Raw genomic sequence first — 12298 nt, 5'->3', positions numbered from 1 at the left:
CAACCCGCTTAGCGGCTGGCTAGATGCAAAACCGGGCCATGCATGGCCGAAGACGCCACACTCACCCCGCTCCCATGCACGGCCTGCATGATCATGGGATCAAAAATCCGGGTGAAGGTCCCGGGGTGCACACCCATCCACAACGTAACCACGGCCAGCGGTGCAAGCACTGCAATTTCACCCACAGTCAGGTCACGCAACAGACCAACCGTGCCGCGCACACTGCCGAACAGAACCCGACGGTACAGCGAGAGCATGTAAACCGCGCCCATAATCATGGTGCCACCCGCCAGCAGCGCCACCCAGATGGACACATGGATGGCCCCCATAAGCACCAGAAGTTCGCCCACAAAAGCGCCTGTGCCGGGCAGACCCACATTGGCCATGGTGAACAACATGGCCAGCAGGGCCAGTACGGGCATCTGCTTGGCTACACCACCCAGTGCATCAATATCGCGCGTTTCTGCCCGCCATGCCACGGCCGCCACACAGAAGAACAGCGCGGCAATAACCACACCGTGGGAGAGCATCTGAAAGATGGCGCCATCAATCCCTTCCGCCGTCAGCGTGAACAGACCAACCGCGATCATGCCCATATGGGAGAAGGAGGAATACGCGATAAGCCGCTTCATATCCGTCTGGGCAAATGCAACAAATGCCGCATACAGAATGGCCACTACACCAAGAGCAAGCACATAAGGCGCAAACTGGCGTACTGCATCGGGGAACATCAGCACACCAAAGCGCAGCAACCCGTAAGCCCCCGTCTTGGACAACACGCCCGAAAGCATAGCCGATGCTGGTGTGGGGGCCTCCGTATACGCATCCGGCAACCATGCGTGGAGCGGGAAGAGAGGAAGCTTGACGCCAAAAGCCAGCAGAAAAGCCAGTAACAGCCAGCCCTGCAACGAATGGGAAAAACCCGCATGCATAAGGGCTGGAATATCGGTCGTGCCCGCATGCAGCCACATGGTGATCAGCCCGACCAGCATGAACAGCGAACCACCAAAGGTGAACAGGAAGAACTGAAGCGACGCCCAGACCCGCTTGGCCCCACCCCATATTCCGATCATCAGGCAGCCCGGAATAAGTGTTGCTTCGTAAAAGACGTAAAACAGAACCAGATCCTGCGCGGAAAACAGGCCGAACAGAGCCGTTTCCAGCAGCAGCATAGCCGCCACAAAGTCCCGCCCCTGCGTTTGCACGCTACGCCAACCCGCCCCCAACGCCAGAGGCGTAAGAAAAGCGGTGAGCATAATAAAGACCAGGCTGATCCCATCCACGCCAGTATGGTACGAAATACCATAATCGCTCAGCCAGCCCAGCCGGGTTTCATATTGCAGGCCGGGCTGGCTGGGGTCAAAGCCGACCCACATCAGCACGCTCAGCCCAAAAGTGAGTAGCGTAGTCCACAACCCCAGCCAGCGGGCCGCGCGATCCCGCTCCGGTCCATGACCGGGGCAAAGGAAGGCCGCAACCGCGCCTGCAAGAGGAAGATAGGTTATCAGCGAAAGCAGGATTGGCTGCACGGCTTCACACCATCCGGGTTTAATGACACTTTTTTAAGACTGCGCCTTTTTGCCGTGGGAGGCCAGCGCAGGGCTGTTCACGTTCCGCCGATCACGCCCCCTGCGGCGCAGTAGAGCTAACGGCGGCCAAACAACTTTTCGAGATCATTACGGCTGAGTTTGAGCCATGTTGGCCGCCCGTGTGAGCACGTACCCGCGCGGGGTGTGGCCTCCATCTGCCGTAGCAGGGCATTCATTTCCTCCGGCGTAAGCCGCCTGCCCGCCCGAATACTGCCATGGCAGGCCATACGGGCGATCACCGCATCGAGCTTGCCATCAAGGGATGCCATTTCGTCCGGCGCACCATTTTCATCCGCTTCCAGCTCATCCGCCAGATCACGCAACAGGCTGATTGCATCACTCCTGCCAAGCATGGCGGGCAGAGCGCGGACCAGAATAGAGCCGCCGCCAAACTCTTCTATTTCCACCCCGAGTCTTTCCAGCATGGGCTGGCGGGCAAGCAGAAGGTCCTGCTGCACACGAGGCAGTTCCACCACATCGGGCACAAGCAGACGCTGGGCCTGCACGCGCCCGCTCAGATACTGCTCCCGCAGGCGTTCATGCGTCAGCCGTTCGTGGGCAGCATGCTGGTCCACCAAGACCAAAGACCCATCCGCCGCTACGGCCAGAATATACGTATCCAGCACCTGCGCCACCGCAGCACCCAGCGGGTGATCCAACCGCGCACCGCCAGCCTCCTCCACCTGCGCAAAGGGGTTACCCGCACCAACCATACCCCCGGCCAGCCGAGCATCCTGCGGCGCATTAGCCCCACCGGGCGCAAAAGACGTGGGAGGAACAGGCAGGGTCCGCGCGAAGGGGGCATCGCCAAACATCAGGCGCGGTTCGGCCATGCCGGAGGTCTGCGGAGCAGCGGGGTAGGCAGGGGCTGGCTGGGGAGCCATCTGCCCCTGCTCGGGCGGATACCAGATACGGGTCGCCCTTGGGGCGGAGGACAGAACAGGGCGTACACCCGCAACCCCTGCCCCATGTTCAAGCGCACGCTGGAGTGTACCGATAACCAGCGAGCGCACGGCCGCTTCATCCGCAAAGCGCAGTTCGGTTTTGGCGGGGTGGACGTTTACATCCACCTGTTCAGGCGGCACCGTTAACATGAGTGCAACCACAGGGTGACGACCCGGCTCAATCACCCGACGGTAAGCTACGCGCACGGCGGTTTTGAGCACCGGGTCCACCACAGGCCGCCCATTAACCAGCATGAACTGCCCATTGGCCGTGGACCGATGGACCGACGGCGGGCAGATAAAGCCGCTCAGGGTCATTCCCTCGCGCTCGCCTGCTATGTTCAAAAAACCATCGGCCTCGCTGGCGTCCAGCAGCGCAGCCGCGCGGGCAGCCATATCCTGCGCAGGCAGGTCCAGCACCTCGCGCCCATCAAGCACAAAGCGGAAGGCAGTCTGGGGCACGGCCAATGCCAGACGGCGCACAACGCTTTCCACGTGGCGGCCTTCCACGCGGGCACTTTTTAAAAACTTGCGGCGGGCCGGGGTGGCAAAAAACAGGTCTTCGACCACAACACTGGTGCCATATGCCCCGGCAACAGGTTCGGGCGGGTAGGTTTTGCCCCCTTCAACCCGGATACGCCATGCGCCACTTTCCCCCTTGGGGCGGGAGGTAATGCTCAACCGTGCCGCAGCCCCGATGGACGGCAGCGCCTCCCCCCGAAAACCGAGGGTGTTGATGTGCACCAGCGTCTCGTCCCCCAATTTGGAGGTACAATGCCGCTCAACCGCCAATGTCAGATCATCGGGGGAGATGCCAACGCCATCATCGGTCACGATCATGCGCTCCACCCCGCCCCCATCAAGCGAGATGTCCAACCGGAGGGCTCCGGCGTCTATGGCGTTTTCTATGAGTTCTTTTACGGCGGCGGCGGGGCGTTCGATCACCTCGCCCGCAGCAATGCGGTTAACAATAACTTCGGGCAACCGCCGCACATGCGGGTGGTCAGGCACACCACCTGGCATGACCACCTGATCAGGCTGGTCTGACATGGTCAGACCCGTACCCTACTTCTTTTTGGGGTGCTGGGTCGGGGTAACGCCTTTGGTGGGCGAGGCACCAAGGGCCGCATTGGTTTTGAGCCGACGGTTTTCCTCATCCGCGTTCACAACGCCCCCTGCCTTGCCACCTTTCCAGAACATCAACTGCTCCACAAAGCCCGAACCAGCGGCACCGAGTTCACCCTGATCGGGTTCATCAGAGGCGGCTGTGGCCTCGTTGACCAGAATGGTCTGGCCTTCACTGGTATCCCCATTAGTGCCGCGCAGAGCCACATCGGGGGAGAGAGTTTCGAGCGCCTGCAGGCGTTCGCTCTCATCGTGCGTGCGTTCATCCCCTTTGCTGGGCTTAACCAGCTCCTCCGAAGGGGGCATGGATAACGGTGAGCGTGTTGTCACCGTATATTCATCTGGCATGCTCCGTTCCAGGCCGAAGGCCTCGGCGGCCTCATGCCCGGAGCAGCCGCTCAGCATCATGCAGCCGCCTACCAGCAGCACCGGAGAAATCAGGGTCGAAACACGGCGCACTATCATCTGCCTTCCACTCATCCTGAAAACCGCGCGCTCTGGCGCGGGCTGCTTATGCCTAAGATGTCCGCTGTCCATCAGACAGAAAATTCTGCAACAACAAGACGCATACCGCGCATACTATAGCGGAGTCAGCCACGTTGAATACATACCAAGACCAACCGAATGCATGGGCATGCAAAAAATCCACCACGGCCCCATAGCGCACACGATCAATTACGTTGCCTATGGCGCCGCCGGTTACCGCACCCACGCACGCTGCCGTCAACCTGCTGGGGGTTCTGGCCATCCACACCAGCAGACAACAAGCTACTACCATTGCCACAGCGGAAAACACAATCCGCCCAGCGCCACCAAGTCCGCCAAACATGCCAAATGTCACGGCATGGTTCCAGACCATGGTAAAGTTAAGGAACGGCAACACTGCAACAGAGCCACGGGCGGGCAGGTCCAGCCCGTACAAAATCCAGAATTTGCTCAACTGATCCACAGACAGAACCAGCATCAGCACCAGCAGGCCAATGCCTGCTGGCCGGAGCATGAACGGCCTGCTCACGCGCCCTCCTGCTCGGATGTGCTGACAAAACCGCTCTGGGCCACCACATCGGCACAACGCGGGCACACACCGGGGTAAGCCGGATTCGACCCCGTTTCTGGTAGGACTTTCCAGCAGCGGACGCATTTTTCGCCCTCCGCCACCCGGACCACGGGCGCGCCATGCAGATCGCCCCCTTCATCCCCTTCCACATAAACGGAAGAGGATGTGGGGTCGATCACCACTTCCACGTGCGAGACAATAGCCAGTTCACCCCAGTTCACGCCCGCAAAAATACCAGCTTCTTCTTCCGAAAAAGTCAGTTCGACCTGTGCCTGCAAGGAGGAACCAATGGTCCCCGCGCGGCGTGCACCCTCGATCTCGGTCGTGATAATGCGGCGGACGGAGCGGATACGCGCCCAGCGCTCTTCCAGAGCCGCGTCGGTCCATTCCGCTGGCAGGTCGGGAAAAGCCTGTTCATGCACACTGGCCTGATCGCCAAAGCGGGCGGCCCATGCCTCTTCCGCCGTAAACACCAGCACGGGGGCAAGCCATGTGCTCAGGCAGCGGTGCAGCACATCCAGCACCGTGCGTACCGCGCGGCGGGTGGGGCTGGAGGGGGCATCGCAATACAGCGCATCCTTGCGGATATCGAAGTAAAAAGCCGACAGGTCCGTTGTGCAAAAGCCATGCAGCGCTGGGTAAACCCCAACCCATTCATGCGTTTCCACCGCGCGGGCCACCAGACCACCCAGTTCGCTCAAACGGTGCAGAACCCAGCGTTCCAGCTCGGGCAGTTCCGCGTAAGGCACCACTTCGGCCTCGGTAAAGCCGTCCAGACCACCCAGCAGCCAGCGCAGCGTGTTGCGTAGGCGGCGGTATAGCTCGCCCTGCTGTTTGAGAATTTCCTTGCCAATGCGCAGGTCGTCATTGGTGTCCGAATTCATGACCCACAGGCGCAACACATCTGCCCCCATGCTGTCGTTTACATCCTGCGGGGCAATCACATTACCCAAGGACTTGGACATTTTGCGGCCCTGTTCGTCCAGAACAAAACCGTTGGTCACCAACGCCTTGTAGGGCGAGACACCCCGTGTGCCCACACTTTCCAGCAAGGAGGACTGGAACCAGCCACGGTGCTGATCCGAACCTTCCAGATACAGATCGGCCGGAAAGCTCAGGCCCGGACGGCCCAGCACAAAGGCATGGGTGGACCCACTTTCAAACCAGACATCGACAATGTCGAACACCTGTTCGTAATCATCGGGGTTGCGACCTTCCCCCAGAAAACGTGCGGGTTCGGAGGTGTACCATGCATCCGCCCCTTCGGAGCGGAAGGCATCTACCACGCGCTGCATCACAACCGGGTCACGCAGGACTTCGCCTGTGCGTTTTTCCACGAACACGGCAATGGGCACGCCCCATGCGCGCTGGCGGCTGATGCACCAGTCCGGGCGGGTGCGGATCATGGAGGTCAGGCGATTGCGCGCCTGTGCGGGCACAAAGGTGACGTTTTCCAACGCCTTGAGCGCGTTCTCCCGCAGGGCGTTTTCTCCGTCCATACGGATGAACCATTGCGGTGTTGCCCGGTAAATGACCGGCGCGCGCGAACGCCATGAGTGGGGGTAGGAATGCACAATCTCCCCCCGCCCGACCAGACCGGCCGGAGCGGTGCCCGCGGCGTTGGCGCGTTCCATCACACTGGTCAGCGTAGCGCAGACCACATCGGCGGCTTTGAACACATGGACCCCCGCAAAACCGGGGACCCATGGCGCGTAAGTCCCATCGTCCTGCACGGTTTCTGGCACATCCACACCGTTGGCGCGGCAGAGTGTAAAGTCGTCCTCGCCGTGGGCCGGGGCCTGATGCACAAGGCCGGTCCCTGCATCGGTGGTCACAAAGTCCCCCGCCAGCATGGGCACGTCAAAATCATACCCTGCGCCACGCAGCGGATGCGCGCACACGGCACCGGCCAGCGCACTGCCGGGCAGGGTGTAAAGGATGTGGTGCGCGGTTACGTGCGCCCCGGTGCAAAAGGACTCGACCAGTGCTTCGGCCACCAGCACGCGGGCACCGGGTTCGAGCATCGCACCCTCGCCCGTTTCGTCCACCCGCAGGACCACGTAGGTGATCTCCGGCCCGTAAGCCAGCGCGCGGTTGCCCGGAATGGTCCACGGCGTTGTGGTCCAGATAACCACGGACACATCGGCCAGCGCATGGGCGGGCGTGGGGTCCTTGACCACGGGGAATGCGACCAGAATGGTGGTGGATGTGTGGTCGTGATATTCGATTTCCGCTTCGGCCAGAGCGGTTTTTTCCACCGGGCTCCACATAACCGGGCGCAGGCCACGGTACAGCTTGCCGTTGAGCAGAAAACGCCCGATTTCCTCGGCAATTGCCGCCTCGGACGAAAAATCCATGGTGGCGTAGCGGTTGCGCCATTCGGCCTGCACGCCCAGACGCTGGAATTCCTCCATCTGGATGTTCAGCCAGTTGCCTGCGTAACTGCGGCATTCGGCCCGGAACTCCAGAACAGGCACGGAATCCTTGTCGCGCTTGGCCTTGCGATACCCTTCCTCCACTTTCCACTCAATGGGCAGACCGTGGCAGTCCCAGCCCGGCACGTAACGCACCGCGTAGCCCGCCATACGGTGCGCGCGGTTGATAACGTCCTTGTTGATCTTGTTCAGCGCATGACCAATGTGCAGGTGCCCGTTGGCGTAGGGCGGGCCGTCATGCAGGGTAAAGACCGGGCGTCCCTGCGCCTGCTGCTTCAGCTTCTCATCCAGCCCGCTTTCGCGCCATTTTTCCAGCCATTTGGGCTCCTGCTGGGGCAGGTTGCCACGCATGGGAAAAGAGGTCCGTGGCAGAAACACCGTATTGCGATACTGGTCGGCCAGGGATGTCTTGTCGGGTTCGCTGCTCGATGAGGTCATGGGAGGCTGAGGTCACTTCGGTTCGGGTTCATGGCATGCGGGCTTTTGGCACCCACGCCACCTTGGTCGTTACTGTCTTATCAAAAAGGAAAAGCTCAGGGTCAAGCACCAAACCGGACAGCACTGCCCAACCCGACCCCGACCATGCCATCCGGGTCAGCTCAAAGAGGGGGGCGCGTCCAGCACCTGCCGGGCCTGCGTTGCATCCTGCGCGATCTGGTTTTTAAGCGCGTCCAGCCCGTCAAAGCGTTTTTCCTCCCGCAGCAGGGCGTGAAGGCTGACCGAGAGTTCCTGCCCGTACAGGTCGCCCTCAAAATCAAAAAGATGCGCCTCCAGCCTGCTTTCCTGCCCATCATTTATGGTGGGACGGCGGCCGATATTGGCAACGCCACGGTGGGTCTGCCCGTTGGGCAGGCGCACTGTGACCGCGTACACACCCCGCGCGGGTTCAAGGTGGCGGCCCAATGGAATATTGGCCGTGGGAAAGCCCAGCAGCCTGCCGCGCTTGTCCCCATGCTGCACAACACCACGAATACACCATAGGCGCCCGAGTTCGCCCGCCGCCTCGTCGGGATAGCCGTCCTGCAACAGGCGGCGGATGCGGGTGGAGGAAAAAGGGCCGCCCTGATCGGCCAGCGCCTGCACAGCGGTAAAGCCCATGCCAAGCTGATGTGTGCGCTCGGCAAGGAACGCCACATTGCCACCCCGGCGGTGGCCAAAAGCAAAGTCCGGCCCACAGCCAACGTGGTGCAGGCGCAGCGCGTTGTGCAGCACATCATCCACAAACTGTTCGGCACTCAGTTCGGAAAAAGCCTTGTCAAACCCGATCTGAAAAACGTGGCGCACACCCAATGCACGCAGGGCCTCCAGCCGCTCCGCACTCAGGGTCAGCCGGAATGGCAGGTCCTGCGGGCGGAACAACTCGCGCGGGTGCGGCTCAAACGTCACAACGGCAGGCGGCAGGTCTGGCCGGGCGGCAAAAACAGAGTGGAGCAGATGGGCATGCCCAAGATGCACACCATCAAAATTACCCAAGGCTGCGGCACAGCCGTGGGCTTCTGCGGGAATATCCCGCCAGTTGGTGTGCAGGCTGATTGTCATCGACCCATTACGCTCCTTCGGGCAGACCGAACAGGCGGGCTGCCTGAGGCAGGGAGGCCGCAACCCGATGGCGGACACCCGGCACCGTTTTGTCCTCCGGGCGGGCAATCTGGCAGACCTGCAACCCGGCCTGCTCGGCGGCTTCCAACTCGGCCACAACATCGGACAGGAACAACACCTCGGCCGGAGCCCAGCCTGCCTTTTGCACAATAGCGCTGTAGCTTGTGCTCTCTCTTTTTCCACCCATTTTCAGGTCAAAAAACGCGCTGAACAGGGGTGTTACATCCCCTTGCTCCGTGTAGCCGTAAATCAGCTTCTGCGCGGCTTCTGAGCCGGAAGAATAAACGGCCAGAGTCAGCCCTGCGGCTTTCCATGCCTTCAGAGCTGGCACCACATCGGGGAACAGGTCAGCCACCAGTTCGCCCTGCCGGTAGCCCTGCTCCCAGCACAGTCCTTGCAGGCTTTTGAGCGGGGCGACCTTGGCGTCCATATCCATCCAGCGTTCAAGCTGTTCTGCCGCAGGCACGCCGGGAGCCAGCTGTGCGGTTTCCGCCAGAGCTTGCACTACCACAGGATTATCGTGCTGCTGTGCAAGCAACGCGGGCAGGTGCGTGCGCGCATAGGGAAAAAGCACTTTATGCACAAAAGCCACCGGCAGGGTGGTGCCTTCAATATCCAGCAGCACCACGCGTGGCGTGGCTGAACCCGTATTCTGCATCATGGTCGTGAAATCTTGCCTAGCTGGAAAAGGAGGGGAACTGGCGGGCAATATCCGCACCCGTATACTGGGCCACCCAGCCTTCCTTGTGGGTAAAGATGCGCAGGGTCACCATATCGGGCTCTGGGCCTGCGTCAAACCAGTGCTTATACCCTTCCGGCACGGAAATCAGGTCACCCTGCGTGCATTCCACATCATACACCCGGTCATTGATGTGCATGATGAAGTGGCCACCCCCATGCACAAAAAATCGTACTTCGTCCTCACTATGGGTATGTTCGGACAGGAACTTGCTGCGCAGGGCTTCCTTGTTGGGGGTCTGGGCATTGACGCGCAGCACATCGGCCGAGCCTGCCCCGGTTTCCCCCATCAGTTTGTCCAGCCATGGGCGGTAGGTTGCCAGCACTGTGGCTTCGTCCGCATCTCTGGGTGGGGGTTGCACGTCGTCCCACCGTTCAAAGCGGATACCAAACGGGGCAAGGGCTGCGGCAATTTCCGCCCCGTCCTGCGTCTGTAACAGGGCCACACCGGGGTGGCTGTCCTCAAACACACTCAGGCTGCTCATTTCCCCAGCTTCCTTCTTTCCAGAACACAGGCCAGCAGGAACTCCAGCCCTTCCAGCCGGGCAAGGGCTGCGGCCATGTTTTTGCCCCACACATACACACCATGACCACGAATAATGTAGCCTGCGGGCATGTCAGCAAAAAATGGCTCCACCTCACGTGCCAGACGGGCAATATCCTGATCATTGGCAAAAAGCGGCACACGCACACTGGCTTCATGCGTGCTCTGCCCTTCAAACACCTTCTGGACCTCGTAATCTTCCAGAATAAGGGCCTGAGAAGGTTCGGTCATGGACAGAACGGTGGAGGCAACCGAGTGGCCGTGCAGCACCGCGCCCACATCTGGCAACAGACGATAAACCTGACAGTGCAGCAGGGTTTCCGCACTGGGTTTGTTCTGCGGCTGGTGGGGCTTGCCCGCCAGATCCACGGTTATCACATCGTTCTGGGTCAAAAAACCTTTGTGGCAGCCCGAACGCGTAATGGCTATGCGCCCATCAGGCAGCCTGCAACTGATGTTCCCTGCCGTGGCTGGCACCCAGCCGCGCGCATCCAGCCGCTGGCCCGCATGCACAATATCCTGCGCGCCGCGGACAAAATCCGTGGTGGCGTTATCCGTCATGATGCTGTTGGCCTTCCTCGGCGTTGGTTAGTGCTGGGTGGTCTTGTCTGCTGGCGCGGCGGCGCGCTCGGCAGCGGCAGCCGGGGGCGGTGCAATATGGCCCGAACCCGCACGCGAGGCGGTATCGTCCATCGGTTCGTCATCAGCCATGTGTTTTTTGAAGGATTTGATGCCCTTGGCCATATCCCCCATGATGGTGCTGATCTTGCCGCCACCACCAAACAACACCAGCACGACCACCAGAACAATAAGCCAGTGCCAGATGCTCAAGCTGCCCATTCCACTCTTCCTTAACCTTGTGGCGCGCATGTGCGGCCAGTCTGCTTGCCGTAATCCGCCTTGTACATGAGGGCGAACACGCCATGATGCAAGTTTTTCCTTTTTAACCCCGCGCAAACGGCCTGATCAGCTATTTCCCGGAGTATACGGTTCTATAAATCCGTAGGTTGGATAAACCGTCTTGCCAAACGCATGTGTGGGGGACCACCACACGCGCACCCGCGTCCAGTCATTACGGGGGGATACGTCCTGCACGGGAGCGTGGCGGGTGACCTCCCCCGGCTCCCAGTTGGCATGATCGACCAGCACCAGACGGTTGTTCCGCACTTCCCGAACAACGGAAACATGGCCCGATGGCAGCCTGTGTGTGGCACGGAACACAAGCACATCCCCCGTTCTGGGGCGGGAGCCCCGCGCGTACTGGCCCTGCGCCTGCCACCACCATGTTGCGGCATCACCGCGCAGGTTAATATCCGAATGTTCCCGCGCATAGGGCGCGCACTGCAGGGCCCCATGCCAGCTTCCATGCCCACCACCCGCACAGGCGGCCAGCAGCAACGGCAGGGTAAGGCATAACCGGCCCGCCTTCACGACTCGGCTCTCAAGCGGTCCATCCAGTCCTCCGCCTCCTCGCTCTGCATCTCCAGAACACGCTCGGCCACGTCGCGCGCAAAACCCGCGCGCGCCAGCACCCCCAGCGCCCTGTTCTGCCGGGCCATGCCACTGGCCTCATCCTCATCTGGTTCGGCGGGGTCTGTGGCAAACGGGCCAAGCCTGCGTTTGCGCGCCAGCACCAATGCGGCGCAGAGTTCCCGCTCGCCTGCACCCAGCGTGCCCACGCCCTCTTCCAGCGCCTCTTCCCGCACTTCCGGGGCAACACCTTTGGCCGCAAGGTGGGCCTGCACCGCGCGGGTGGAACGGCCAGAACGCACAAGCCTGCGCACGCGTGAGCGGGCAAACACCGCATCATCCACCGCACCCAGCCGCACCATGTCATCCACCACCGCGACCACTACGGGGCGCAGTCCTGCCGCATGTTCGGCCACGACCTCCGCACAATCCCCCGCACGCTGGGCTTTTTGCGCCCAACGGGCAACGCGGCGCAGCAGAACCTGCTCCAGCCCCTGCCGGGTAGTGCCAAAACGGGCCAGATGCGCCAGTGCCGCCTCCCGCAGGGTTGAACGTTGCGGGGGCGGACAGGTCAAGGAAGGGGGCGTGGTGTTGTCCATGGTTATGGATAGTATGCTCATGTTGCGCCTTTGCGCCACTATGTAGCCACACCAGAATTGCCACACAGCATAATAGATATGCAAAGTATTCAATACAGAAGTTTGACACCCACAACATGAACACGGCATTATAGCCAGATGCGCAACGGGCCGCCCGCTCCACCCTTTTACGGTAGCGGGCGTTTTTTGTTTTGCGCT

Annotated in this window: 12 protein-coding genes; all 12 read right to left on the bottom strand. The window is 61.1% G+C overall.

Going from position 1 to position 12298, the window contains the following annotated elements:
- Nucleotides 1-8: 8 nt before the first annotated feature.
- The 12 genes from GOB86_RS04970 to GOB86_RS04915 all read right to left on the bottom strand — a co-directional run bounded on the left by GOB86_RS04970 (nt 9) and on the right by GOB86_RS04915 (nt 12121).
- Nucleotides 9-1529 (bottom strand): NADH-quinone oxidoreductase subunit M, encoded by a 1521-nt coding sequence (locus GOB86_RS04970; protein ID WP_165991261.1) that lies wholly within the window; start codon nt 1527-1529, stop codon nt 9-11.
- 116 nt (nt 1530-1645) lie between these two features.
- Nucleotides 1646-3583: a DNA mismatch repair endonuclease MutL gene (gene mutL / locus GOB86_RS04965; RefSeq protein ID WP_242012506.1), complete on the bottom strand. Its 1938-nt coding sequence runs from the start codon at nt 3581-3583 to the stop codon at nt 1646-1648.
- A 15-nt stretch (nt 3584-3598) separates the two neighbouring features.
- Nucleotides 3599-4120, bottom strand: a complete 522-nt coding sequence (locus GOB86_RS04960) for a DUF3035 domain-containing protein (RefSeq protein ID WP_165991319.1) — start codon at nt 4118-4120, stop codon at nt 3599-3601.
- A gap of 55 nt (nt 4121-4175) precedes the next feature.
- The gene (gene lspA / locus GOB86_RS04955) at nt 4176-4658 is read right to left on the bottom strand and encodes a signal peptidase II (protein ID WP_165991318.1); all 483 of its coding nucleotides are present in this window, start codon (nt 4656-4658) and stop codon (nt 4176-4178) included.
- Between the two features lie 11 nt (nt 4659-4669).
- Nucleotides 4670-7588: an isoleucine--tRNA ligase gene (gene ileS, locus GOB86_RS04950; protein WP_165991260.1), complete on the bottom strand. Its 2919-nt coding sequence runs from the start codon at nt 7586-7588 to the stop codon at nt 4670-4672.
- A 156-nt stretch (nt 7589-7744) separates the two neighbouring features.
- The gene (locus tag GOB86_RS04945) at nt 7745-8689 is read right to left on the bottom strand and encodes a bifunctional riboflavin kinase/FAD synthetase (protein WP_165991259.1); all 945 of its coding nucleotides are present in this window, start codon (nt 8687-8689) and stop codon (nt 7745-7747) included.
- A gap of 7 nt (nt 8690-8696) precedes the next feature.
- Entirely contained in the window at nt 8697-9407 is a 711-nt protein-coding gene (gene mtnC / locus GOB86_RS04940) for an acireductone synthase (RefSeq protein ID WP_165991317.1), read from the bottom strand.
- A gap of 19 nt (nt 9408-9426) precedes the next feature.
- The gene (locus GOB86_RS04935) at nt 9427-9972 is read right to left on the bottom strand and encodes a 1,2-dihydroxy-3-keto-5-methylthiopentene dioxygenase (protein WP_165991258.1); all 546 of its coding nucleotides are present in this window, start codon (nt 9970-9972) and stop codon (nt 9427-9429) included.
- On the bottom strand, nt 9969-10592 hold the full coding sequence (locus tag GOB86_RS04930; protein ID WP_165991257.1) for a methylthioribulose 1-phosphate dehydratase: 624 nt from the start codon (nt 10590-10592) through the stop codon (nt 9969-9971). Before GOB86_RS04930 ends, GOB86_RS04935 begins: the two co-directional genes overlap by 4 nt.
- A 27-nt stretch (nt 10593-10619) precedes the next feature.
- Nucleotides 10620-10871 carry a twin-arginine translocase TatA/TatE family subunit gene (locus GOB86_RS04925; protein ID WP_165991256.1) on the bottom strand — a complete coding sequence of 84 codons (252 nt, stop codon included), beginning with the start codon at nt 10869-10871 and terminating at the stop codon, nt 10620-10622.
- Nucleotides 10872-10997: 126 nt separating this feature from the next.
- Nucleotides 10998-11462: a CHAP domain-containing protein gene (locus GOB86_RS04920; protein ID WP_165991255.1), complete on the bottom strand. Its 465-nt coding sequence runs from the start codon at nt 11460-11462 to the stop codon at nt 10998-11000.
- Nucleotides 11459-12121 carry a RecX family transcriptional regulator gene (locus tag GOB86_RS04915; protein WP_408737315.1) on the bottom strand — a complete coding sequence of 221 codons (663 nt, stop codon included), beginning with the start codon at nt 12119-12121 and terminating at the stop codon, nt 11459-11461. Before GOB86_RS04915 ends, GOB86_RS04920 begins: the two co-directional genes overlap by 4 nt.
- Nucleotides 12122-12298: the final 177 nt, after the last annotated feature.

Origin of the sequence: Acetobacter lambici (assembly GCF_011516885.1) — a bacterium.
Classification (GTDB): Bacteria; Pseudomonadota; Alphaproteobacteria; order Acetobacterales; family Acetobacteraceae; genus Acetobacter; species Acetobacter lambici.
Note: the sequence above shows the minus strand (reverse complement) of the source record. Positions and strands in the feature narration are given on the sequence as shown.

Coding starts and splice junctions, on each gene's coding strand:
- GOB86_RS04930 (WP_165991257.1), bottom strand. CDS start 10,592: ATGACGGATAACGCCACCACGGATTTTGTCCGCGGCGCGCAGGATATT.
- GOB86_RS04915 (WP_408737315.1), bottom strand. CDS start 12,121: ATGAGCATACTATCCATAACCATGGACAACACCACGCCCCCTTCCTTG.
- GOB86_RS04945 (WP_165991259.1), bottom strand. CDS start 8,689: ATGACAATCAGCCTGCACACCAACTGGCGGGATATTCCCGCAGAAGCC.
- lspA (WP_165991318.1), bottom strand. CDS start 4,658: ATGCTCCGGCCAGCAGGCATTGGCCTGCTGGTGCTGATGCTGGTTCTG.
- GOB86_RS04935 (WP_165991258.1), bottom strand. CDS start 9,972: ATGAGCAGCCTGAGTGTGTTTGAGGACAGCCACCCCGGTGTGGCCCTG.
- ileS (WP_165991260.1), bottom strand. CDS start 7,588: ATGACCTCATCGAGCAGCGAACCCGACAAGACATCCCTGGCCGACCAG.
- GOB86_RS04925 (WP_165991256.1), bottom strand. CDS start 10,871: ATGGGCAGCTTGAGCATCTGGCACTGGCTTATTGTTCTGGTGGTCGTG.
- mtnC (WP_165991317.1), bottom strand. CDS start 9,407: ATGCAGAATACGGGTTCAGCCACGCCACGCGTGGTGCTGCTGGATATT.
- mutL (WP_242012506.1), bottom strand. CDS start 3,583: ATGTCAGACCAGCCTGATCAGGTGGTCATGCCAGGTGGTGTGCCTGAC.